Below are 23,774 nucleotides of genomic sequence, written 5' to 3' on the forward strand. Positions count from 1 at the left end.
ACAGTTTGTGAAAATCTTCACTAACTGGCTGGGAGGCCCGCACGCTACGTTTTAGGGCCGGTTTCCACCGTCTCCGTGGCACCGGTCTCAGCGTCCTCCCCGGGGAGTGCAGGGTTCCTGGCGGCCCGCCGCAGCTGGACCGCTGCTGCCCCGACAATGGCGACGAACAGCACACCAAAGCCGATGACGACGGAGGCGCCAATGGCGCTGTCGCGCTGGGACGGCGGCTCCGCTGCGGGCACCGTTGCTTCGGGCAGCGTGGGGACGGCGCTGGGTACGTCCGTGGTGGGGAGCGGGGCGGGAGTGGCGAGGTTTCCCCTGCGGTGTACCCGGATCCATTCCGCGATGGAGCCCAGCGGGTTGCCGGCAGCCTCCGGGACCGTGTCCTTCAGGGCTGCTTCGGCGTTCAGCACGCCAAAGCCGTACAGCGGGTCCTTGCCGGGGGCACCGGCATCCTTGGCGGTGGAAACGATGCGGTTGATCACCTGTTCCGCGCTCATGGACGGCCACTTGGAGCGGATGAGCGCAGCCACGCCGGAAACGATCGGAGCGCTGCCGGAAGTTCCGGCCCATTCGGCGTAGCCGCCGCCCGGAAGGCCGCCCAGCAGGTTTTCTGCCGGAGCGGCCACGCCGATGCTGATGCCTTGCGAGGACGCGTCAACGCTTGCTGCACCTTGCCGGTCCAGCCCTGCAACGGTGAGGACCCCTGGGATGGTGGCCGGAGCCCCCACCTGGATATTGCCGCCCACCCGGTTTCCGGCAGCGGCAACGATGACCACATCCTTCTGCTCCGCGTAGAGGAACGCCGCGTCCCAGCTTTGCGGCCACTGCGGAGTGGTGCTGCCCAATGAAATGTTGATGACCCTGGCGCCGTTGTCCACAGCCCAGCGGACGGCTTCGGGGATCTGGTCCTGGTCGCTCTTGCCCGAGGGATTGGCTGAACCCAGCCAGGTGGAGACGGAGAGGATCTGGGCTTCCGGGGCAACACCCACGATGCCGTCGGGCGCCGGATTGGAGGGGGCAGTTGTGGGGCTGGCGCTGGGACTCGGGCTGGGGCTGGCCGGCTGGTGGCCGCGTCCTGCCAGCATGGTGGCCACGAGGGTGCCGTGTTCCGGCTTGATGCCCACGCCCTGTTGTCCGTCCGGCCGGCCCGCACCGGACGCGTCATAGCCCCCGGCCACTGCGCCCAACAGGTCCGGGTGCTCCGCGTCCACACCGCTGTCGATGACGGCCACCTTGACGCCCGCTCCCTTGGAGACCTCCCAGGCCTTGGTGATGCCGGACTCGGCAAGCCAGTACTGTTTGTCCCGCCACTCGTCCGCCTGCGCGGCGGGCGCGGAGTAGAGGCCGAAGCCCAGGCAGGACGCCGCAAGGACCAGTGCCAGGAGGGCTGAGGCTGCGGCGCGGGGCAGGCGGGCCGTCCGGAGAAGAGCGGGGTACATCCGGTCAGCCGATGCTCAGGGCGATGCCGTCGAGAATGTCGTGCTCGCTGGCGGTGGCGGTGGTGATGCGGCCGCCGGTGAGCTCACCCATGTGTTCAAGGATGCGCCGCCACACGAGCCCGCCGGCGCCGATGACGTCCACCCGTCCGGGGTGCATGTAGGGCAGGGCGGCCCGCCGGGACCGGGGCATTTCCAAGAGGCCCGTCGAGGCGGCACGGACAGTGTCCAGGGGCAGTTCGGCGCCGTGAATCGCGTCGGGCGAGTATTCGGCCAGTCCGAGCGCATGCGCGGTAATGGTGGTGATGGAGCCGGCAACACCGACGACGGCGGTGGCGCGTTCCAGCGGAACGTCCTGGCCGGCGCGGGTGATGGCTGCGTCGACGTCGGCTTCCGCGGCTGCTATCTGCTGGGCAGTGGGCGGATCGTCCCGGAGGTGCCGTTCGGTAAGGCGGACGCATCCGATGTCCACGGACTTTGCGGCCGTGACCCCGCTGGCCGTGCCCAGCACGAATTCGGTGCTGCCGCCGCCCAGGTCCACCACCAGCACTTCCTGGCCATCCAGGATGGGGAGGACGCTGCTGGCGCCGGCAAAGGACAGGGCTGCTTCCTCGTCGCCGGAAATCACCTCCGGTTCCACGCCCAGCAGGTTCCGGATTCCGTCCACGAAAACGTGCCTGTTCCGTGCATCCCGGCTGGCGGAGGTTGCCACGAAGCGGACCTTAGTTGCCCCATGGTCCCGGATCAGCCGCACATAATCCGCGGTGGCGGCGAAGGTGCGCTCCAGGGCCTCCGGCGCGAGTTCCCCTGTGGCGTCCACTCCCTGGCCCAGCCGGACCACGCGCATCTCACGCACCACGTCATGGAGTGCGGTGGTCCCGTTGCTGCGTTCGATGTCTGCGATCAGGAGGCGGATGGAGTTGGTGCCGCAGTCGATGGCTGCAACGCGCGTCATTCCGGGGCCTCCGCCGTGGCTGCGGATTTCCGGATGGGAGCGGGCCGGCCGACGATGTCCGGCAGGCCCTGGGGTCCATGGCGGCTGAGGTCCCGCGAGGGGGCTTCACCGGAGGTGTCCCAGGCTCCCTCGCAGTAGCACCTGTCAGCGGTCCACCATTCCTTGATCCGGTCCAGGCTTTCGTCCCCCAGGGGGTTGACCCCCGGGCCGGCGGCCAGCGAATGGCCCACCAGGACATGCAGGCATTTGACGCGGGTGGGCATGCCTCCGGCAGAGATGCCGTCGATCTCCGGGACGGGCCCGATCCCCGAGCGTTCGCCGATGGCGTTGCGGGCTTCCAGGTAGGCGTCGTGGGCCGAGCGGTAGGCAGCAGACAAGTCGTCGTCGGCGGCCAGCTGGTCATTCATCTCGTTCATGACGCCCGCGGCTTCGAGCCGCGAGACCGCTGAGGTGATGACCGGATGCGTCAGGTAGAACGTGGTGGGGAACGGTGTTCCGTTGCTGAGGCGCGGAGCGGTGGCGGCCACCAGCGGATTGCCGCAGATGCAGCGTGCAGGAATCTCCACCACGTCACGGACCGGCCGTCCCAGCTGGCGGCTCAGTACTTCAAGGTCGTGTGCTGATGGCTGGCGGGATTCGTCCCGGGCGGCTGCCGTGTTGTGTTCCACTGTGGCGGGCCGTCCTTCCTGTTGCGGTTCAGTCTGTAGCCGCGCGCGTGATGGACTCCCACAGGGAATCCACCCACGGCAGATCGGCGGGGTCTTGTGCTGCTGCACCGGGCTGGCTGCTGGTTTCTCCGGCCGGCAGGTCGCTGCCGAAAACCCAGTAGCCGGTTTCTCCCGGCATAACCATGTTAATGCGGTCGCGTGCCTGCTGTTTCACGTAGTTGGGGTCCTGCCAGCGCGAGACCTGCTGCCGGAGGGCGTCGCCCTCGGCCTGGCGGGCGGCGATGTCGGCGTTCAGCGCGTCGATCTCAGCCTTTTTGTCGAAAAAGATCTTGACTGTGGGCGCGAGCATGATGGTGATGGCAACCATCACCACGGCCAGTGCGAGCATCCGTCCGGAGAACGCCTTGGCCGGAACGGGCTGCTGGTCTTCTGCTGTTTCGTCTGCGGCTCCGGTGCCGGCACGTTGTGCCGTGCCCGAGGTGGCGCTGCTCCCCTTGCGGCGGGTTGCCTGCCCGGCGTCCTTGCGGCCGTGCGGCTCCCGGCGTCCTGCCGGTGATGCGGCGGACCGCGCACCGGCGGATTCCCGTGGTGTCCCGCCGGAACTGATGTCCTTGCCCGGGCCGAAGTCTGCGCGGATGACGTCCGCGTCGCCGGAAGCTTCCTGTGCGGAACGGGCTGGGGCAACCTTGGGGACTTTGGGACGGCGGGTAGCCATGATACTCCTGAAACGCGCAGCCTGCCTGGGGCCGCCACTATCGGGGCTGGAACACGTACTGCTATGACACGTGCTGCTCAAACAGCAACGGTGGCTATGGTCTTTCAACCATAGCCACCGCTGATTGTTTTACGCGGCTACTAGCCCTTGAAACGCGGGAAGGCAGCGCGGCCGGCGTAGCGTGCGGCGTCGTCGAGTTCCTCTTCGATGCGCAGCAGCTGGTTGTACTTGGCGACGCGCTCGGAGCGGGCCGGAGCGCCGGTCTTGATCTGGCCGGCGTTGGTGGCCACCGAGATGTCGGCGATGGTGGTGTCCTCGGTTTCGCCGGAGCGGTGCGAGGTGATGGTGGTGTAGCCGGCACGCTGGGCCAGGCTGACGGCGTCCAGCGTCTCGGTCAACGAGCCGATCTGGTTGACCTTGACCAGCAGCGAGTTGGCGGTCTTGGTATCGATGCCGCGCTGCAGGATGGAGGGGTTGGTGACGAACAGGTCGTCGCCAACGAGCTGGACCTTGTCGCCGATGGAATCGGTGAGGGTCTTCCAGCCGTCCCAGTCGTTCTCGTCCAGTGGGTCCTCGATGGACACCAGCGGGTAGTCGGCCACGAGCTCGGCGTAGTAGGCGCTCATCTCGGCCGAGGTCAGGGACTTGCCTTCGAACTGGTACGCACCGTCGGTGAAGAACTCGGAGGAGGCAACGTCCAATGCCAGGGCAATGTCCTTGCCCGGGGTGTAGCCGGCGTTCTTGATGGCTTCCTGGATGAGGTCCAGTGCCGCACGGTTGGACGGCAGGTTCGGCGCGAAGCCGCCTTCATCGCCCAGGCCGGTGGCGAGGCCCTTTTCCTTGAGGACGGACTTGAGGGCGTGGTAGACCTCAACGCCCCAGCGGAGGCCCTCGGAGAAGGTCTCGGCACCCAGCGGGACAACCATGAATTCCTGGATGTCGACGTCGGAATCGGCGTGGCTGCCACCGTTGAGGATGTTCATCAGCGGGACGGGCAGCACGTGGGCGTTCGGGCCGCCGAGGTACTTGTACAGCGGCAGGTCGGCGGACGCGGCGGCTGCGTTGGCAACGGCCAGGGACACGCCCAGGATGGCGTTGGCGCCCAGCTTGCCCTTGTTCGGGGTGCCGTCCAGGTCCAGCATGGCCTGGTCGATGCTGCGCTGGTCGGTGGCGTCGAAGCCGGTCAGGGCCGGGGCGATCTGGTCGATGATCGCGTCAACGGCCTTCTGCACACCCTTGCCGAGGTAACGGCCCTTGTCGCCGTCGCGCAGTTCAACGGCCTCGTGCTCGCCGGTGGAGGCACCGGAGGGAACTGCTGCGCGGCCGATCTGGCCGTCGGAGAGCAGGACCTCAACTTCTACGGTCGGGTTGCCACGGGAATCGAGGATCTCGCGGGCGTGGATGGCATCGATAAGCGCCATGAATTTGCTCCTTATGGGCGATTAACGGGGGGATCTAACAGAAAGACTCGACGTACTCGTCAGAGACCAGCGTAGTCGAGAGTGGTCCGGGTTACGGAAACCTATCCAGCGCCCGGACGTCATGATGGCGCGGCTATCCCTGGTGGTGCGGCTGGGGGACGCGCTGCTGGTAGCGCCGGACGGCGCCGCGCAGGGCACGCTCCGCATCGAATCCGCTGGTCCGGGCGGAATGCACGACGGCGAGCAGCAGCTCCCCGAGCTCTTCTTCCGTGCCGGGGACGGGAACCGCAGGCGGCAAGGCAACTCCGGCCCGTGCTGCCCGGTCGATGGATTTTTGTGCCCGGGCGAGCGCCGGGAGCGCCTGGGGAATCCCTGCGAACGGGTCCCGCCGTTCAGGCCGCTCGGCCCGCTTCACGGCGTCCCACTTCTGCACAATCTCCTGGACGGTTGCGGGGAAGGTGTCCTGCAGTGAGCCGTCCGGATGGAAGACATGGGGGTTCCGGCGGACCATTTTGGCACTCAGGCCGCGTGCGACGTCGTCGAACGTGAAAGCGCCGCGTTCCTCGGCGAGCCGGGCGTGCAGCACCACCTGCAGCAGGACGTCGCCCAGCTCACCCAGCAGCTCGGCGTCGTCGATTCCCTGGACATTTACCGGCCCGGCCGCGTCCTGCTCTTCGGCGGGCGCGGCGGCCTCGATCGTTTCGGCCACTTCAAAGGCCTCTTCGAGCAGGTACTCCACCAGGGATGCGTGGGTGAGCGCCCCCATCCAGGGGCAGTGCTCCCGCAGGGCAGCAATCACATAGAGAAGCTCCTGCACCTCCCCTGCCGGGATGCTGCCCGCGTCCGGCTGGCTAGCCAAGGTTGGCGTAAGCGTCGTTGATGTACTCCACCAGGGCTTCCTTTTCCTCAAGCGGCAGGAAGGATGCCTCGGCGGCGTTGAGGGTCAGCTCCAGCAGGTCGTCGAGGTCGTAGTCGAAGGTTTCCACCAGGAGGTCGAACTCGTCCGTCAGCGTAACGCCGCTCATCAGCCGGTTGTCGGTGTTGATGGTGACGTTGAAGCCGAGCTGGTACAGCATGTCCAGGGGGTGGCTCTCGATACCCTCGCCGAAGCCGGCAATAGCACCGGTCTGCAGGTTGGAGGACGGGCAAATTTCCAGGGCGATGCCGCGGTCCCGGATCCAGCTGGAAAGGTCCCCCAGGGTAACCAGGCCGACCGTGTCCTCGGCGTCGTCCTCGAACTCCACCATGATGTCCTCGGCGATCCGGACGCCGTGGCCCAGGCGGAGGGCGCGGCCGTCCACCAGCGCGGACTGGATGCTCTCCAGCCCTGCGGCCTCGCCAGCGTGGACGGTGGCGGGGAAGTTGTGCTGCGCAAGGTAGGTGAAGGCATCCCGGAAGCGGGAGGGAAGGAAACCGTCCTCGGCTCCGGCGATGTCGAAGCCTACGGCACCCTTGTTGCGGTGGCGGACGGCGAGTTCGGCGATCTCCTGGCCGCGGTCCGCGTGGCGCATGGCGGTGATGAGCTGGCCCACCTGGATTTCGCGCCCGCTCTCCCCCACGGCCTCGACACCGGCTTCAAGGCCTTCCTGTACGGCCTCGACGGCTTCATCCAGTGAGAGGCCCTTCTGCAGATGCTGCTCGGGCGCCCACCGTACCTCGCCGTACACCACGCCGTCGTCAGCGAGGTCCTCAACGAACTCCTTGGCCACGCGGACCAGGCCCTCGTGGGTCTGCATGACGGCGACGGTGTGGTCAAAGGTTTCCAGGTAACGGACCAGCGAACCGGAGTTGGCGGACTCCCGGAACCACTCGCCCAGAGCAACGGGATCGGTGGAAGGCAGCGTGTGCCCAACGGCTTCCGCCAGCTCGATGATGGTGGCCGGGCGAAGTCCTCCGTCCAGGTGGTCGTGGAGGGAGACCTTGGGCAGGTTCTTCAGGTCGAAATCGATGGCAGGGGCAGCGTCAACAATGGGCTCAGTCACGTTCCCACCTTAGGGTGGGCAGGAGCCCAAAGCCAGCCGCTACTTGGCTGCCGGTTCGCCGTCCCCGGCCGCGGAAGCAAAGTGCGCCGCGCTGCCGTTCTGTGGACCGCGGGCGCCGGCCGGGCCGCCGTCGAGCCACCCGTCAACCTCCTGGGCGTCGTTCCGGGCGAGGTGCTTGTGCCACAGCCGGAGCACATGGTCCAGGAGAACGCCCAGCACGATGGCGAAGACCACCGCGATGCCGGCGCTGAGGAGCGGATTGTGGTGCAGCCACGGAAATGAACTGGCCAGGAGCCCGATGCCGATGGAGTAGCCCACCCAGGTGATGCAGGCGAAAGCGTCGAGCAGGAAGAAGCGGCGGTGCGGGAATCCTGTGCTGCCTGCAACGTAGTTGACGGCAACCCGGCCCCAGGGAATGTAGCGGGCGGTGAAGATCAGCACGGCGCCGCGCTTGTCCAGCTCGTAGCGTGCCCAGCTGAAGGCCTTCTGGACCTTGGGGCGCCGCATCCATTTCCACCGCTTCAGGCCGATGCGCCTGCCGAGCATGAAGGCCATGTTGTCCCCGGCGATGGCTCCAACCAGGGCGGTGAAGCCCAGGATCCAGAGGTTCGGTTCGCCGCTGTGCCGGGAAAAGGCCGCCAGGGCCACGATCAGGGTTTCGCTGGGGACCACCATGGCGAAGCCGTCAACGAAGAAGAACACCAGCAGGAGCGGGTAGATCCACCACTGACCCGCTGCATGGAGCACGGCCTCATTAATAAACTCCACGCGGGTCTTGCTCCTATGCAATTTGGCGTGGCCGTCAGTGGCCCAGCCAAGCGGAAATCGTGTCTAAGTGTCCCATGGCCAGGGCGCCTTCGCTACGCCCCCACCTGCTGGAACAACGCTTCACCTACGCTTCGGGTTCCTTCATCCGCTCCACCATTGGCGGCCGCCGCCTGACGCGGTTGATGACAAGGTCCACCACGATCCCCAGCGCCACCGCGCACACAATGGCGATCACCGCCCCCAGCAGGTGGTTGTCCTCGAACCATTGGCCGAAGAACAGCCCGATTCCCACCGAGTACCCGGCCCAGAGGGTCGCTGAAAGAAGTGTCAGGCCCACGAAACGCAGGTGCGGGTAGTGCGTTACGCCGGCGGTGAGGTTGACTGCCACCCTGCCGATCGGGACGAACCGCGCCACCAGGATCAGCGACGCCGGCCGCTTGCGCAGTTCCCTGCCGGCCCACCGGAAGGCGCTCTGCATCCGCGGCCCGCGCATCCACGCCCAGCGCCGGGTACCCACCCGGCGGCCAATCAGGTAGGCGATGTTGTCACCCGAGAAGGCACCAAGCGCGGCCACCAGCATCAGCAGCCAGGGGTTGGGAACGTCGGCGGTGGCGGCGACTGCGGACAGGCCCACCACCACCGATTCGCTGGGAATGGGCGGGAAGAAGCCGTCAATGATGCAGCACGCAAGGACGACGAACAGCACCCAGGGCTGTCCGGCCGCGGCGAGGATGAAGTCATTGATGGCCTGCATGGATCCCTATGCTATTCGGTCGATGATCAACCGCTGTGCCGGCCTGGATCCCTCCGGTGCAATGACGACTGCATGTTCCAGCGCTTCCTTGGCCCGCGCAAACCGCTCCGGGGTGTCCGTAAGGAGGGTCATCAGCGGCTCCCCCGCCCGGAGCAGGGCTCCGGGCTTGGCATGCATCCGGACACCGGCGCCTGCCTGGACCGCGTCCTCCTTCCGGGCACGTCCGGCCCCGAGGCGCCAGGCTGCGACACCGACGGCGAGGGCGTCCAGTTCCACGAGCACCCCGTCCGCCGGGGCGTACACCACCTCGGACTCGCGGGCAACGGGCAGCTTGGCCCGGGGGTCGCCGCCCTGGGCTTCGATCATGCGGTTCCAGACGTCCATGGCACGGCCGTCCTTGAGCGCTGCGGCGGGATCGGCGTCGGTAACTCCCGCACAGGCGAGCATCTCCTCGGCGAGCCGCACGGTCAGCTCCACGACGTCGTTGGGACCGCCGCCGGCCAGCACCTCCAGGGATTCCTCAACCTCGATGGCGTTGCCCGCCGTCAGTCCCAAGGGGGTGTCCATGTTGGTGAGCAAGGCCACGGTGTTCACGCCCGCGTCCTTGCCCAGCGCCACCATGGTCTCGGCAAGCTCGCGCGCCCTGGCTTCATCCTTCATGAACGCGCCGCTGCCCACCTTGACGTCCAGGACCAGCGAGCCGGTCCCTTCGGCGATTTTCTTGCTCATGATGGACGAGGCGATCAGGGGGATGGCCTCCACCGTGCCGGTGACATCCCGCAGCGCGTAGAGCTTCTTGTCAGCGGGCGCCAGGCCTGCACCGGCGGCGCAGATCACGGCGCCCACGTCCTGGAGCTGCGCCAGGATCTCTTCATTGCTGAGGGAAGCACGCCACCCCGGGATGGACTCCAGCTTGTCCAGCGTGCCCCCGGTGTGGCCAAGCCCCCGGCCAGAGAGCTGCGGAACAGCCACCCCGAAGACCGCCACCAGGGGCGCGAGCGGCAGGGTGATCTTGTCCCCCACACCGCCCGTTGAGTGCTTGTCCGACGTGTACTTCAGGCCGCCGTCGGGCCTGCGCAGGCTGGAGAAGTCCATCCGCTCGCCGGAGGCGATCATCGCCGCCGTCCAGCGCGCAATCTCCGTGCGGTTCATGCCGTTGAGCAGGATGGCCATGTTCAGGGCCGCCATCTGCTCGTCGGCGATCGCACCACGGGTATAGGCGTCGATGGTCCAGTCGATTTGCTCCGGGCTCAGGGCACCTTTGTCCCGCTTTACGCGGATGATGTCGACGGCGTCGAACGGTTCGGCATTGCTGTCCACTGCTCGGGTCTGTGCCACCTTGTCAGTCACGGTGTTTCCTCCAGGTGTTGGGGACCAAAGGCGTCGGGCAACACCTGGTCCATCGTCTTGATGCCTTGGGTGGTCATGAGCTCCATGTCCGGAGCGCGGAACTCGTACAGCAACTGCCGGCAGCGCCCGCAGGGCATCAGGATGTTGCCGTCCCCGTCCACGCAATAGAACGCGCGGAGCAGTCCGCCGCCGGTCATGTGCAGGTTGCCCACCAGAGCGCATTCGGCGCAGAGGGTGAGGCCGTAGCTGGCGTTCTCCACGTTGCAGCCGCTGACCAGCCGGCCGTCGCCGGTGAGGGCCGCGGCCCCCACCGGGAACTTCGAATAGGGAACGTAGGCGTGGTGCATCGCCGCGACGGCGGCTGCCCTCAATGCCTCCCAGTCAACCGGTTGGGCCCCGCCACTGTCCGCGGCGCCGCGCATGCCAGCAGGTCCGTCCACGCCGTCAGCCCTTGACATACGGAATGCCGCTGGCCGCGGGTCCCCTGGACTTGCCCACCAGCCCCGCCACCGCCAGGACCGTCACCAGGTACGGGAGCATGGCCATGAACTGGCTGGGAACCGGCGTGCCGATGATGGTGACGATGCTCTGCAGGTTGTCAGCGAATCCGAACAGCAGCGCGGCGAAAAAAGCTCCGATCGGGTTCCACCGGCCGAAGATCAGGGCCGCCAGGGCAATAAAGCCGCGGCCACCGGAAATCTCCTTGGTGAAGCTGTCGATGGCCACCAGGGTGAAGAAGGACCCGCCGATGCCGGCCACTGCCCCGCCCAGGGTGACGTTCCAGAAACGGGTGGCGTTGACGTTGATGCCCAGGGTGTCCGCGGCCTGCGGATGCTCGCCGACAGCCCGGACGCGGAGTCCCCACCTGGTCTTGAAGAGGCCCACCCAGACCACAAAGACGGCAATGTACATCAGGTAGCCCACCAGGGACTGGCGGAACAGGATGGGACCGATGACCGGGATGCTGGACAGAATGGGAATCTCGATGATGTCCAGCCCTGGCGGGGAGTTGAACTGTGCCTTGTTGGCCTGCATCACGGTGCTGAACAGGAAGCCTGTCACGCCCGAGACCAGCACGTTCAGGACCACGCCGACGATGATCTGGTTGACCAGGTACTTGATGCTGAACAGTGCCAGCACCATGGAAACCACGGCACCTGCCACGGCGGCGGCCAGCAGCCCCACGAAGGGGCTCTGCGTGATGCTGGCGACGATCGCGGCGGTGAACGCTCCGCCCAGCAGCTGGCCTTCGATGGCGATGTTCACCACGCCCACCCGTTCGCAGAGGACGCCGGACAGTGATCCGAACACCAGCGGAACGGCCAGGGTGACCGACCCGGCGATGAGCCCGGCCAGGGAGATGCTGGGGGTCCGGGCGCCGCCCACCACCCAAATGAGGAACGCGGCCACGAACAGGACGATGAACGCCACGGTGAGCCAGCCAGGGACGGGTTTGTCCCTGGTCTTGAGGTAGATGGCGTAGGCCGCCAGTCCCAGCAGGAGGATGGACAGCACCAGCCCGCCGGCGAAAGCGTTCACCTGGATGGCCGGCAACTGGAAGAAGTCGCTGCCCGTGGAGATCCCGAAGCTTGCGGTCTGGTTGGGTGCGAGCAGCCCGAAGAACACGAGGGCGATCAACGCGAAGGCAGCCAGGAAAACCGGCGTCTTCCAGCCCACCGGCTTGGCGGAGACAGTGGCGGCGGCAGCATCCTTGCCGGCGTTTCCGGGCTGCGGGTTGCCGGGCCTTGATGAGGATACTGTCGTGCTCATGCTGCACCTCCGGTGGTTGCTGCCTCGCGGGACTTGGCCGGGCGGGCGGGCTTCCGGCGGCGGGGGTTCAGGCCAAAGATGGCCCGGACCAGCGGCGGAGCCGCAATAAACAGGACAATCAGGGACTGGACCACCAGGACAATGTCGATGGGGGTTCCGGTCTGGATCTGCATCTGGACCGCTCCGGCGCGGAAGGCGCCGAACAGCAGGCCTGCCGCGAAAGTGCCCCACGGCGTCGAACGCCCCAGCAGGGCAACCGTGATGGCGTCAAAGCCGTACGTGGCGGCCACACCGTCGGTGAGGACTTTCTCCGTACCCGCCACCTGTGCCACGCCGGACATGCCGGCGAGGCCGCCGGCAAGGGCCATGACCAGGATGGTGGAGCGGGACACGTTGATGCCCGCAGTCTGCGCTGCCTTGGGGTTTGCCCCCACGGCACGGAACTCGAAGCCCACCGTGGAGCGGTTGAGGAGCCACCACACCAGGACGGTGGCCGCTATGGCCAGGAGGAAGCCAAGGTGGAGCCGGTACTGGCTGCCGAAGATCTGCGGATAGACGGCGGTGGGGTCCAGGATGGGCGAGATGGGGTTCGACTCCCCCGGCCGCTGGAAGGCGGGAGTGTTCAGGAGGTACCGCAGGAAATACAGCGCGATGTAGTTGAACATGATGGTGAGGATGACCTCATGCGCGCCGGTGCGGGCCTTGAGGACGCCGACGAGTCCGCCCCAGAAGGCACCGCCGATGATGCCGGCCACCAGAACCAGGAGCAGGTGCAGGCCCATCGGCAGGTCGAGCGCGAATCCCACCCAGGCGGCCAGGATGCCGGCCACGATGATCTGGCCCTGCGCACCGATGTTGAACAGACCTGCTCGGAAGGCCAGGGCAACGCCCAGGCCGGCCGTGATGAGTGGCGTGGCGATGGTGAGGGTTTCCATGAAGGGCGCGAACTGGGCTGCCACCCCGTTGCCCCGTGGGTTGAAGACCGAGCCCTGGAACAGGGCAATGTAGGAGCGTGTTGCCGCGTTCCAGACGGCAGCCAGGAAGTCGGTGGGCCGGGCGAAGAAGTAGGTGGCCGTGGTGGCAACCTGCCTGTCCGTGCTGGCAATGAGCAGCCCGCCGATGATGAGGGCCAGCAGGACCGCCAGGACCGAGACCATGCCGCTGCCGGTGAAGATTTTCCGGAGCAGGGTGTCGGGACCGCCCGGGAGCTGGCCGCTCTGGGCCGTTGCAGGGACGGCCGAGGGTTCCATGGCGCCGCCGGCGGTATCAACGGATACGATTGCGGCGGTCTCCTCCGCCGCGGGGGTGGGCTGCTCCGCCCGCCCGGCGGGCTCGCCTCCAGCGTGCTTGGGTGGGTGCTTTTCAGACATGGTCGCCTCCTTCGGCGTCGGAGGTGCTGATGGTGGCGGTGTCCGCGGCCTTTCCGGCCTGGGTGGTACGGACATGTTCCTCCGGCGGGATGCCGGCCATCATGAGGCCCAGGACGTCGCGGCTGGTGCCGGCCGGGACCACACCCACGAGTTTGCCCTTGTAGAGCACGGCGATACGGTCAGCCAGTTCCATGACTTCGTCCAGTTCGGTGGAGATGATCATCACCGGCGTGCCCTGGTCCCGTTCGGCCACAATCCGTTTGTGCAGGAATTCGATGGATCCCACGTCCACGCCGCGGGTGGGCTGGGAGGCAATGAAAAGGCGCAGCGGGCGGGACAGCTCGCGGGCCATGACAACTTTCTGCTGGTTGCCGCCGGACAGTGTTCCGGCGGCCAGTGCACCCGACGGGGTCCGGACGTCGAACTCGTCGATCCGGCTCTTGGCGTTCTCCAGCACCCTGGCCGGGCTCATGCTGATGCCCTTGGCGAAGGGCGCTTGGTCATACCGGTCCAGGATCAGGTTCTCGGCGATGGAGAAGGTGCCGATCAGGCCGTCAACGGAGCGGTCTTCGGGGACAAAGCCGACGCCGGCGTTCAGTACCTCTTTGACGGTGCGGCCCAGGAGCTCCTGCCCGTCCAGCAGGATGGAACCGTGGACGCGTTCCTGGAGGCCGAGGATCGCCTCCGTCAGTTCCGTCTGGCCGTTGCCCTGCACGCCGGCTACCGCAAGGATTTCCCCGCGGGCAATGTCAAAGCTGAGTCCGTCCACGACGTGCTGGCCGTTGGGGGCGATGACGGTGAGGTCCCGGACCTCGAACGTCTTCTCCTTGGGCTGTGCCGGGGCCTTGTCCAGGGTGAGGCTGACGGCGCGGCCAACCATCATGGACGCCAGTTCGGTGGTGGAGGCAGCCGGGTCAGCCGTCCCCACCACCTTGCCGCGCCGGATCACGGTGATGGTGTCCGAGACTGCCTTGACTTCCCGCAGCTTGTGCGAAATAAAGACGAGGGAAGTCCCGCCGGACTTGAGCTGCCGCATGATGTCCAGCAGTTCGTCGGTTTCCTGGGGTGTCAGGACGGCCGTGGGTTCGTCCAGGATGAGGACCTTGGCGTTGCGGACCAGCGCCTTGATGATTTCCACCCGCTGCTGAACGCCCACGGGCAGGTCCTCCACCAGGGCGTCCGGGTCAACGTCGAAGCCGTATTGATCGGAAATTTCCTTGATCCGGCGGCGCGTCTCGTCCAGGTTGAGGAAGCCGGCGGCCTTGGTGGGCTCCGCGCCGAGCGCCACGTTCTCCGCGACGGTGAAGACGGGGACCAGCATGAAGTGCTGGTGGACCATGCCGATGCCCGCCTCCATGGCGTCACCGGGCCCTCGGAAGGAGACGGGCTTGCCGTCGACGAGGATCTCGCCCTCGGACGGTTCATAAAGGCCGTACAGCACATTCATGAGGGTGGATTTGCCGGCCCCGTTTTCACCCAGGAGACAGTGGATCTGTCCGGGCTCAACCACCACGTCGATGTGGTCGTTGGCAAGCAGGGTGCCAAAGCGTTTAGTGATCCCTCTGAGTTCAAGTTTCAAAACTCTGACCAATCTCGAAGCGTCCAGTGATCGACCGGACGGGATATGTGGCTGCAGCACCAGCCTAGTGGGTGCAGTCCTGGGATACGCGGGCTGCGGTCCGGTGCGGGGCAGCCAGCAAAAAGCGCCACCGCCCGGCCAGTCGGTAACCGGCCGGGGGTGGCGCTCAGGCAGGGATCAGGCCTTCGGGCTTGCCTCGGATTCGACCGTCAGTTTTCCGTCGATGATGTCCTTCTTGATCTGCTCAAGCTCGGACTTCAGTTCTGCGGGGACCTGGGAGTCGAGGTCGTGGAACGGTGCCAGCTGGACGCCTTCGTTGGCCAGCGTGCCCACGTACGGGGTGTTGTCGAAGTTGCCTTCCTTGTCATCCTTCACCACGGCCTCCACGGCGTCGCCCATCGTCTTCATGACCGAGGACAGCATGATGTCCTTGTAGTCGGGAGCCGTCAGGTAGCCATCGGAGTCAACCCAGATCAGCTTGACGTCCTTGCCTGCAGCTTTGGCTTCCTTGAGTGCGGAGCCGGCGCCCTTGCCCACCGGACCTGCTACGGGCATCACGATGTCTGCGCCCTGGTCCAGGAAGTTCTGGGTGAGCTGCTTTCCGACGTCCTGCTTCTCGAAGTCGCCGGTGAAGCTGCCGTCCTGGGCTTCCTTGTTCCAGCCAAGGAGCTTGACGTCCTTGCCCTTCTGCTCGTTGTAGTACTTGACGCCGTCCGCGTAGCCGTCCATGAAGATCGTGACGGTGGGAAGCTTAATGCCGCCGAAGGTGGCAACCGTGCCAGTCTTGGTGGTGCCGGCTGCGAGGTACCCGGCAAGGAACGCGGCCTGGGCGGTGTCGTAGATGATCGGCTTGACGTTGGCGATAGGCGTCTCGTAACCGAAGTCGACAATCGCGAAGTGGCTGTCCGGGTTGGCCTCGGCCTGGGCCTTGGTGGCGTCTCCCAGCAGGAACCCCACCGTGACGGTGAGGTCGCAGCCGGCGCTGACCATGGCGCGCAGGTTCGGCTCGAAGTCGTTGTTGGTTTTGGATTCGACCTGGTTGACCTTGATCCCCAGGTCGGTCTCGGCCTTCTTCAGTCCTTCGTAGGAGGACTGGTTGAAGGACTGGTCATCGAACCCGCCGGAGTCGGAGACGATGCAGCCGGTGTAGTCGCTGGCTTCCGCGGTTGAGGTGCTTCCGGCTTCGGGCGCTGCGCCGCAGGCGGTCAACAGAAGCGCCGAAGCACCGAGGGTAGCCACGCCGGCCATTGAACCCCGCTTGAACCTTGCACGCAGTGAGTTCTTCAATTTTCCTCCAGGATGAAGAGAGAGGCGCTACGGCTCGAATTCAATGAGTGTCCGTTTCTGCACTGAAATTCTGTTTTCACTGAGGGCACGCAGCACTGCGCCGGAGCGCACTGATGGCACCAACTTTAGTGGCCTGCGCCACGTGCCCGTAGCACGGCGGCAGGGTATCCCGAAGATTGTTTACAAGTTGTTACCAACCAGTAGGGGCGCCGCGTGAAAGCGGCGCCCCTCCTGGTTGTTCGGGCCGGTCAGGCTTAGAGCCGGACCAGCATTTTTCCGGTGTTGGCACCGTCAAGGAGGTCCATGAAGGCCTGCGGTGCGTTGTCCAGGCCCTCCACGATGGTCTCGTCGTAGCGGACAGTGCCGTCGGACAGCCAGCCCGCCATCTTCCCGGCGAACTCCGCGGCGTGCTGCCGCTGGCCGCCCACCAGGAACCCCTTAAGGGTGAGCTGCTTGCCGATGGCGAGCATCAGGTTGCGGGGCGCCGGGGTCGGCTCGGTGGAGTTGTACTGGGCAATCGCGCCGCACATGGCCACGCGTCCCCCCACGTTGAGGACGGCCAGGGCGGCTTCCAGGTGTTCCCCGCCCACGTTGTCGAAGTACACGTCGATTCCGCCGGGGCCCGCAGCCTTTTCCAGCTGCTCCCGAACCGGCCCGTCGTGATAGTCGAAAGCTGCGTCAAAGCCGAGCTCCAGCAGCCGGGCCACCTTGGCGGGCGAGCCAGCCGAGCCGATGACGCGTGAAGCGCCCATTGCCTTGGCAATCTGGCCCACCAGCGAGCCCACGGCTCCGGCCGCCCCGGAGACGAATACCGCATCTCCCGGCGCGAACTCCGCAACTTTCAGCAGCCCTGCATACGCCGTGAGGCCGGTCATCCCCAGGGCCCCGAGGAACGCGGGCGCCGGTGCCAGCCCGGTGTCGGCCTTGGTGGCCGCCTTCCCCTCAACCACCGCGTACTCCCGCCAGCCGAGGGAATGCACGACGACGTCCCCCTCCTTGTACTGTCCGGAACGGGACGCCAGCACCTCGCCCACCGCGCCGCCGTCGAGCGCTTCGTCCAGGGCGAAGGGGGCGGAATAGGACTTCACGTCATTCATGCGGCCGCGCATGTAGGGATCGACGGAGATGAACAGGTTCCGGACCAGGATCTGGCCGTCGCCAAGTTCCGGCAGCAAGGACTCGGCCAGCCTGAAATTCTCCGGAACGGGCCGGCCCACGGGCCGGGAGGCCAGCTGGATTTCGCGGGTTACGGAGGGGAGGCTCATGCGGCGAACTCCAGGATCTTGATGTCTACGGAAATGTTGCCTCGGGTGGCGTTGGAGTACGGGCAGATCTGGTGGGCTTTGGCGACCAGCGCCTCTGCAGTGGCCAGGTCCAGGGCGGGCAGCGCAATCTGCAGCTCCGCGGCAAGCCCGAAGCCGGCGCCGTCCAGCTGGCCCAGGTGAACCTTCGCGGCCACGGCGGAGTCGGTCAGGTCGGCCCGTTCCTTGCGGCCTACCAGCCGGAGGGCCGAGTGGAAGCAGGCCGCATATCCGGCGGCGAAGAGCTGCTCGGGGTTGGTCCCCTGGCCGTTTCCGCCAAGTTCGACGGGACTGGACAGTGCGACGTCCAGCTTGCCGTCATTGGTCCGCGCGGTGCCGTCGCGTCCTTCGCCCGAGGCGAGGGCCTCGGCAGTGTAAAGAGTTTTCACGGGTTGTATCCGTCCTGTTGGTGGGATGAAAAGTTCCGGACCGGTGCCGTCAGTGCGCGTCGTGCAGCGCGGCGGTCAGGCGCCCAAGCGTGTGGCGCAGCTGGTCAAGCTCCTCCGCGGTGAGCCCCGCCGCCTGCGCGAGCCGCTGCGGGATGGAACCGGCCTTGCTGCTCAGCTCCCGCCCCGCCGGGGTGAGGTGGATGGCGACGCGGCGCTCGTCCTCGCCCGAACGGCGGCGCTCACACAGCCCCAGGGCCTCCAGCCGCTTCAGCAGCGGCGACAGGGTGCCGGAGTCCAGGCCGAGCTCTTCGCCGATCTCCTTCACGCCGCGGGGTTCGTTTTCCCACAGCACCAGCATCACGAGGTATTGGGGATAGGTCAGGCCCAGCTCCTCGAGGACCGGGCGGTACACCGCGGTGGCGGCCCGGGAGGCGGAGTAGAGCGCGAAGCAGACCTGGTGGTCCAGCCTGGGTGCATCGGTCATGAAGAAAACGATAGTACACAAGTAAGTTGTGCACAACTTAGATGGGGATGCGAACAGTTTGGTGTGAGGTGAAAGCCCGACGACGGCGGGCGGCGTGCGACTACCGGTGGCGGATGGTGCGCAGCGCCGCCGCGGTCAGGACCCGGATCCCCAGGCCGAGGGCCTGCTCGTCCACGATGTAGTCACCGCGGTGCAGGTCATATTCCTCGCCGCCGGGAGTCTTGGTGCCCAGCCGCATCATGGCACCGGGAAGTTCGGCGAGGAACCAGGCGAAGTCCTCCCCGCCCATGGACTGCGGCGTCAGGACCACGGCATCTTCGCTGATTTCGGCGCGGGCGGCCGCCTCGATGATGGCGGTTTCATGTTCGGAGTTGACCACCGGGGGCACTCCCCTGGTGTGTTCGAGCCGGACATCCACTCCGTAGGGTGCCGCCACCTGGTGGACCACCTCGTCCAGGAGCTCGCCGGCCTCGTGCCAGGCATCGCGGTCCAGGCAGCGCATGGTTCCCGCCATGTAGCCGGTGCCGGGAATTGCGTTGGGTGCGGATCCTGCGGAGATTTGCCCCCAGACCACGGAGACTCCGCTGCGGACATCCACCCGGCGCGAGAGGACGGCGGGCACATTGACCGCGATCTGCGCCAGTGCGAACACCAGCTCTTCGGTCAGGTGCGGGCGGGAGGTGTGCCCGCCGCGCCCGGACAGCTCGATCCGGATGGTGTCGGACGCTGAGGTAATGGCGCCGATGCGGGTGCCGATCTTGCCCACCTCGATCCGCGGATCGCAGTGCAGTGCCAGGATCCGCGGAACGCCCTCCAGCACCCCCTGCTCGATGCAGGCGTGGGCGCCGCCGGGCATGGTTTCCTCGGCGGGCTGGAAGATGATACGGACCGTGGCGCCCAGCGGCTCTTCCTGGTGCATCCGGTGCAGCACCAGGGCGATGCCCAGCATGGTGGTGGTATGGACATCATGGCCGCAGGCGTGGGTGACACCATGATTCTTCGAAGCGAAGGGCAGCCCTGTTTCCTCGATGATGGGCAGGGCGTCGATGTCACCGCGGAGAGCCGTGGCGATAGGTCCCTCCCCCACGTCCACCGTGAGGCCGGTTCCCTCGAGGCGGCGGGGCGCGAGTCCGGCAGCCTCGAGCCGCTCCGCCAGCTTGTCCGTGGTGCGGAACTCCTTGAAGGACAGTTCCGGATGCGCGTGCAGGTCCCGCCGGAAGTCGATCAGTTCCGGCAGGAGGGGCTCGAGCCAGGGAGCCACCAGGTCGGTGGGCTCGGCTTCAGTAGTGTAATTGCGCACTGTTTCACTCTAGCGAGGGTCAGCTGATTACCGGCCATCACGGTCGCAGGATTACATCAAAGGACGTCGGTGTCTCCGCTGGCCTTGAGGGCGTCCACGGCGGCCTTCACCCGCTGGGAGTTTGCCATGGTGGTCACCAGGAGCGCGTCCGGCGTGTCGACGATGACGACGTCCTGGATTCCGATCAGGGCAATGACGCGCTTGGTGTCGGTAACCACCACACCGCTGGAATTTTCCGTGAAGACGCGTGCGCCTTCGCCCAGCACCGTGACGTCATCCACTTCCTTGGCACTGTTGAGCCGGCCCACGGAGGCGAAGTCCCCGACGTCGTCCCAGCGGAAGGAACCGGGCACGACGGCGACGTCCCCGGCTTCGGCGGCAGGCTCGGCCACTGCGTAGTCGATGGCGATCTTGGGCAGGGTGGGCCACACCCTCGCGGTGACCTCCTCGCGGGCGGGGGTGTCCCAGGCCTGGGCGATCTCCTGCAGGCCCCGGAACAGTTCGGGCTGGTTGGCTTCCAAGTGCTTGAGCAGCAGCGCCACCGGCGCCACGAACATCCCGGCGTTCCAGACGTAGTTGCCGCTGTCCACGTACTGCTGGGCCACTTCCTCGTCCGGCTTTTCCACGAACTCCACCACGTCAAGGGCGCTGGGTGCGCCATCAATGTGCAGTTCCTGGCCGGACCGGATGTACCCGAACCCGGTGGACGGGTGGGTGGGCTTGATGCCGATGGTCACGATCTTGCCGGCCGCGGCCGTGTGGATGGCCTCCCGGACGGCCTGCTGGAAGAGGTTGTCCGGACTGATCACCTGGTCGGCCGCGAAGGAACCCATGATGGTGTCCGGGTCGCGTTCGTGCAGGATTGCAGCGGCAAGGCCGATCGCGGCGGCGGAGTCCTTAGGCTCGGATTCGAGGACGAGGTCCGAATCCTGGACTTCGGGAAGCTGCCGGCACACGGCGTCCCGGTGGGCCTTTCCGGTTACCACCAGCACCTTGCTCCCGGCCAGCGGCTGCAGCCGGTCATAGGTGGCGCGCAGGAGTGTACTGCCCGATCCGGTGAGGTCGTGAAGGAATTTGGGAGCTGCGGCGCGTGACAGAGGCCAGAGGCGGGTCCCCACACCGCCGGCCGGGATCACCGCAATGAAGCGGTCAAGGGGTGATGCCGGGCTTGTCACTTTGTCTGTACTCATCACCGCCTACTTTAGCGGAACCCCGGCGCGGCGCCTTCGGAGGCAGTTTCCGCCCCTGGGTGCGCACGAACGCCGGCGGGACAGTAGTCCTGCACAGCGCACCTGCTGGCGGGCAGTGTGTCCTTTGTCTCATAAATTAGGAAGATCCGCGCCACTGCTGGTCACCAAGGAGCTCCTAAATTGAATAAGCTGTGAGCGGAGCCTAAATTTAGGCCTGAGCTACGAGTGCTCTCGCAGCAGGCGTTCCCCCCGCGTGGATCTCATGCCAGCGCCGCTGTGTTGCAGGGAGGTTTATCAGTGCCGACAAAACCAGCTGGCACCTTGTACCGCGGCCGTGAAGGCATGTGGTCCTGGGTAGGACACCGCATTACCGGTGTAGTGATCTTTTTCTTCTTGTTGGTCCACGTTTTGGACACCTCCTTGGTACGGGTGTCACCCGAGGCCTACACCGCCGTGATCGGTGCGTACAAGAACCCCCTTATGGCCCTGGGCGAGACCGGCCTTGTTGCCGCCATTGTTTTCCACGCGTTCAACGGCCTGCGCATCATCGCCGTTGACTTCTGGAAGAAGGGCGCCAAGTACCAGCGGCAGATGCTCTGGGCAGTCCTGGGCCTGTGGCTGGTCACCATGGTCGCCTTCTCCATCCGCCACCTGTCCCTCGCCCTGGGAGGTCACTAGTCCATGAGTGCAACCATCGAAAATCCACGCAGTGGGCGGATCGCACCCGAGTACCGCCGCCACGGCGGCAGCAAGGGCAACTTCGAGATGATCGCATGGCTCTTCATGCGCCTCTCCGGTGTGGTCCTGGTGGTGCTCATCTTCGGGCACCTCTTCGTGAACCTCCTGGTAGGTGAAGGCATCAAGGCCATCGACTTCGGCTTTGTGGCCGGCAAGTGGGCCGATCCGTTCTGGCAGTTCTGGGACCTTGCAATGCTGTGGCTGGCCATGCTGCACGGAACCAACGGTGTGCGCACCATCATCAACGACTACGCCGAAAAGGACTCAACCCGCCGCTGGCTGAAGACGGTCCTCTACTCGGCCACCGCCGTCATCATCGTCCTGGGCACCCTGGTGATCTTCACCTTCGATCCCTGCCCCGTCGTTGACGGTGTGCCCCTGCCTGGCGGTTTCTGCCCTGCCTAGCACCGGCACCACCTCGGGCCCGCGGGCATCTCCGCGGGCCTTGTTTTGCGGAGCAGGCAACGCCGGCCCGTTGTTTTATAGCGAATTTTGAGAGAAAGAGCGTCTGGTATGCAGGTCCATAAGTACGACGTCGTCATCGTCGGTGCCGGTGGCGCTGGCATGCGCGCCGCGATCGAATCCGGTCAGCGCGCGCGCACAGCAGTACTGACCAAGCTCTACCCCACCCGCTCGCACACAGGTGCCGCGCAGGGTGGCATGTGTGCAGCACTCGCCAACGTCGAGGAAGACAACTGGGAGTGGCACACGTTCGACACCGTCAAGGGCGGCGACTACCTGGTTGACCAGGACGCCGCGGAGGTCATGGCAAAGGAAGCCATCGACGCCGTGCTGGACCTCGAGAAGATGGGCCTGCCGTTCAACCGCACGCCCGAGGGCCGGATTGACCAGCGCCGCTTCGGCGGACACACCCGCGACCACGGCAAGGCCCCCGTGCGCCGTGCCTGCTACGCCGCGGACCGCACCGGCCACATGATCCTGCAGACCCTGTACCAGAACTGCGTCAAGCACAACGTCGAGTTCTACAACGAGTACTACGTCCTGGACCTGCTGACGGTTGAAGAGGATGCTGTCCGCGAGGACGGCACGCCCTACAAGCAGAAGCGTGTTGCCGGCGTCGTGTCCTACGACCTCGCCTCCGGGGAACTGCACGTCTTCCAGGCCAAGTCCGTGGTGTTCGCCTCCGGCGGCGCGGGCAAGGTCTTCAAGACCACCTCCAACGCCCACACCCTCACCGGTGACGGCATGGGCATCGCCTTCCGCCGCGGTATCCCCCTGGAGGACATGGAATTCTTCCAGTTCCATCCGACAGGCCTCGCGGGCCTCGGCATCCTGCTGTCCGAGGCCGCCCGTGGCGAGGGTGCCATCCTCCGCAACTCGGAGGGTGAGCGCTTCATGGAGCGCTACGCCCCCACCATCAAGGACCTGGCGCCCCGCGACATCGTTGCCCGCTCCATGGCCAACGAGGTCCGTGAAGGCCGCGGCTGCGGCCCCAACAAGGACTATGTCCTCCTGGACCTGACGCACCTGGAGCCGGCGCACATCGATGCCAAGCTGCCGGACATCACCGAGTTCGCCCGCACCTACCTCGGCGTCGAGCCGTACACGGAGCCGGTTCCCGTGTTCCCGACTGCCCACTACGCCATGGGCGGCATCCCCACCAACATCACCACCGAGGTCCTGCAGGACAACGACACCGTGGTCCCCGGACTGTACGCAGCCGGCGAAGTGGCCTGCGTATCGGTGCACGGCTCCAACCGCCTGGGCACCAACTCGCTTCTGGACATCAACGTGTTCGGCAAGCGCGCGGGCATCGCGGCGGCCGAGTACGCCAAGACGGCCGACTTCGTGGAACTGCCGGAGAACCCGCTGGCCTACACCACCGAACTGCTGGACATTGCCCGCAACGGCACCGGCGACGAAAAGGTGGCCGTGATCCGCAAGGAACTCCAGGACACCATGGACGCCAACATGCAGGTGTTCCGCACGGCGGAAACCCTGCACCAGGTCCTGCGCGACATCGCCTCCTTCGAGGAGCGGTACAAGCGGATCAACGTCCAGGACAAGGGCAAGCGCTTCAACCTTGACCTGCTCGAAGCCGTTGAGCTCGGCTTCCTGCTGGAACTGGCCAAGGTGATGACCGTTGCAGCCCTCTACCGCGAGGAATCCCGTGGCGGACATTTCCGCGAGGACTTCCCGGACCGCAACGACGAAAAATTCATGAAGCACTCCATGGCGTACAAGGATGACCACGCGCCGGCAGACGGATCGGCAGAGTCAATCGCCGGCATCCGCCTGGCCACCAAACCGGTCGTCTTTACCCGCTACGAGCCGATGGTGAGGAAGTACTAAG

General features: G+C 66.2%; 23 protein-coding genes. 3 read left to right on the plus strand and 20 right to left on the minus strand.

The window, feature by feature from the left end; translation table 11 throughout:
- Positions 1-44: 44 nt before the first annotated feature.
- The 20 genes from IEX33_RS11720 to IEX33_RS11815 form a co-directional block, all read right to left on the minus strand.
- Positions 45-1,442, minus strand: coding sequence for a S8 family serine peptidase (locus IEX33_RS11720; protein ID WP_188730380.1), 1,398 nt, complete (start codon positions 1,440-1,442; stop codon positions 45-47).
- A gap of 4 nt (positions 1,443-1,446) precedes the next feature.
- Complete coding sequence (locus IEX33_RS11725; RefSeq protein WP_188730382.1) at positions 1,447-2,394, minus strand: Ppx/GppA phosphatase family protein; 948 nt, start codon at positions 2,392-2,394, stop codon at positions 1,447-1,449.
- Positions 2,391-3,062: a DUF501 domain-containing protein gene (locus IEX33_RS11730; RefSeq protein ID WP_188730384.1), complete on the minus strand. Its 672-nt coding sequence runs from the start codon at positions 3,060-3,062 to the stop codon at positions 2,391-2,393. The genes IEX33_RS11725 and IEX33_RS11730 overlap by 4 nt, the downstream gene beginning before the upstream one ends.
- Positions 3,063-3,090: 28 nt before the next feature.
- Positions 3,091-3,777 carry an FtsB family cell division protein gene (locus IEX33_RS11735; protein WP_188730386.1) on the minus strand — a complete coding sequence of 229 codons (687 nt, stop codon included), beginning with the start codon at positions 3,775-3,777 and terminating at the stop codon, positions 3,091-3,093.
- Between the two features lie 140 nt (positions 3,778-3,917).
- The gene (eno, locus tag IEX33_RS11740) at positions 3,918-5,198 is read right to left on the minus strand and encodes a phosphopyruvate hydratase (RefSeq protein ID WP_104185398.1); all 1,281 of its coding nucleotides are present in this window, start codon (positions 5,196-5,198) and stop codon (positions 3,918-3,920) included.
- Positions 5,199-5,331: 133 nt separating this feature from the next.
- On the minus strand, positions 5,332-6,057 hold the full coding sequence (locus IEX33_RS11745; RefSeq protein ID WP_377089604.1) for a MazG nucleotide pyrophosphohydrolase domain-containing protein: 726 nt from the start codon (positions 6,055-6,057) through the stop codon (positions 5,332-5,334).
- Positions 6,050-7,180: an adenosine deaminase gene (locus IEX33_RS11750; RefSeq protein ID WP_188730387.1), complete on the minus strand. Its 1,131-nt coding sequence runs from the start codon at positions 7,178-7,180 to the stop codon at positions 6,050-6,052. The genes IEX33_RS11745 and IEX33_RS11750 overlap by 8 nt, the downstream gene beginning before the upstream one ends.
- A 39-nt stretch (positions 7,181-7,219) precedes the next feature.
- Positions 7,220-7,948 carry a DedA family protein gene (locus tag IEX33_RS11755; protein ID WP_104185400.1) on the minus strand — a complete coding sequence of 243 codons (729 nt, stop codon included), beginning with the start codon at positions 7,946-7,948 and terminating at the stop codon, positions 7,220-7,222.
- 124 nt (positions 7,949-8,072) lie between these two features.
- Entirely contained in the window at positions 8,073-8,702 is a 630-nt protein-coding gene (locus tag IEX33_RS11760) for a DedA family protein (RefSeq protein ID WP_104185401.1), read from the minus strand.
- A gap of 6 nt (positions 8,703-8,708) precedes the next feature.
- Positions 8,709-10,052 carry a thymidine phosphorylase gene (locus IEX33_RS11765; protein WP_229675347.1) on the minus strand — a complete coding sequence of 448 codons (1,344 nt, stop codon included), beginning with the start codon at positions 10,050-10,052 and terminating at the stop codon, positions 8,709-8,711.
- On the minus strand, positions 10,049-10,474 hold the full coding sequence (locus tag IEX33_RS11770; RefSeq protein WP_188730887.1) for a cytidine deaminase: 426 nt from the start codon (positions 10,472-10,474) through the stop codon (positions 10,049-10,051). The genes IEX33_RS11765 and IEX33_RS11770 overlap by 4 nt, the downstream gene beginning before the upstream one ends.
- A gap of 22 nt (positions 10,475-10,496) precedes the next feature.
- On the minus strand, positions 10,497-11,822 hold the full coding sequence (locus tag IEX33_RS11775; protein ID WP_188730389.1) for an ABC transporter permease: 1,326 nt from the start codon (positions 11,820-11,822) through the stop codon (positions 10,497-10,499).
- Positions 11,819-13,192 (minus strand): ABC transporter permease, encoded by a 1,374-nt coding sequence (locus tag IEX33_RS11780; protein WP_188730391.1) that lies wholly within the window; start codon positions 13,190-13,192, stop codon positions 11,819-11,821. Before IEX33_RS11780 ends, IEX33_RS11775 begins: the two co-directional genes overlap by 4 nt.
- A complete protein-coding gene (locus IEX33_RS11785; protein WP_188730393.1) occupies positions 13,185-14,771 on the minus strand; it encodes an ABC transporter ATP-binding protein in 1,587 nt (528 codons plus the stop codon). Before IEX33_RS11785 ends, IEX33_RS11780 begins: the two co-directional genes overlap by 8 nt.
- A 177-nt stretch (positions 14,772-14,948) precedes the next feature.
- Positions 14,949-16,058, minus strand: coding sequence for a BMP family lipoprotein (locus IEX33_RS11790; RefSeq protein WP_446686946.1), 1,110 nt, complete (start codon positions 16,056-16,058; stop codon positions 14,949-14,951).
- Between the two features lie 254 nt (positions 16,059-16,312).
- Positions 16,313-17,323 carry an NADP-dependent oxidoreductase gene (locus tag IEX33_RS11795; protein ID WP_188730395.1) on the minus strand — a complete coding sequence of 337 codons (1,011 nt, stop codon included), beginning with the start codon at positions 17,321-17,323 and terminating at the stop codon, positions 16,313-16,315.
- Entirely contained in the window at positions 17,320-17,748 is a 429-nt protein-coding gene (locus IEX33_RS11800) for an organic hydroperoxide resistance protein (protein WP_188730396.1), read from the minus strand. The genes IEX33_RS11795 and IEX33_RS11800 overlap by 4 nt, the downstream gene beginning before the upstream one ends.
- Positions 17,749-17,797: 49 nt before the next feature.
- The gene (locus IEX33_RS11805) at positions 17,798-18,232 is read right to left on the minus strand and encodes a MarR family winged helix-turn-helix transcriptional regulator (RefSeq protein ID WP_188730398.1); all 435 of its coding nucleotides are present in this window, start codon (positions 18,230-18,232) and stop codon (positions 17,798-17,800) included.
- A 100-nt stretch (positions 18,233-18,332) separates the two neighbouring features.
- Positions 18,333-19,532, minus strand: coding sequence for an amidohydrolase (locus tag IEX33_RS11810; protein WP_188730400.1), 1,200 nt, complete (start codon positions 19,530-19,532; stop codon positions 18,333-18,335).
- Between the two features lie 56 nt (positions 19,533-19,588).
- Positions 19,589-20,722, minus strand: coding sequence for a mannose-1-phosphate guanylyltransferase (locus IEX33_RS11815; protein ID WP_104185410.1), 1,134 nt, complete (start codon positions 20,720-20,722; stop codon positions 19,589-19,591).
- A gap of 297 nt (positions 20,723-21,019) precedes the next feature.
- Between IEX33_RS11815 and sdhC the strand changes: the two genes are divergently transcribed.
- From sdhC to sdhA, 3 genes are all read left to right on the plus strand, one after another.
- On the plus strand, positions 21,020-21,400 hold the full coding sequence (gene sdhC / locus IEX33_RS11820) for a succinate dehydrogenase, cytochrome b556 subunit (protein ID WP_074446982.1): 381 nt from the start codon (positions 21,020-21,022) through the stop codon (positions 21,398-21,400).
- 3 nt (positions 21,401-21,403) lie between these two features.
- The gene (locus IEX33_RS11825; RefSeq protein ID WP_104185411.1) at positions 21,404-21,865 is read left to right on the plus strand and encodes a succinate dehydrogenase hydrophobic membrane anchor subunit; all 462 of its coding nucleotides are present in this window, start codon (positions 21,404-21,406) and stop codon (positions 21,863-21,865) included.
- 108 nt (positions 21,866-21,973) lie between these two features.
- The gene (gene sdhA, locus IEX33_RS11830) at positions 21,974-23,773 is read left to right on the plus strand and encodes a succinate dehydrogenase flavoprotein subunit (RefSeq protein WP_188730401.1); all 1,800 of its coding nucleotides are present in this window, start codon (positions 21,974-21,976) and stop codon (positions 23,771-23,773) included.
- Position 23,774: the final 1 nt, after the last annotated feature.

Origin of the sequence: Pseudarthrobacter scleromae (genome assembly GCF_014644515.1) — a bacterium.
GTDB classification, from domain to species: Bacteria; Actinomycetota; Actinomycetes; order Actinomycetales; family Micrococcaceae; genus Arthrobacter; species Arthrobacter scleromae.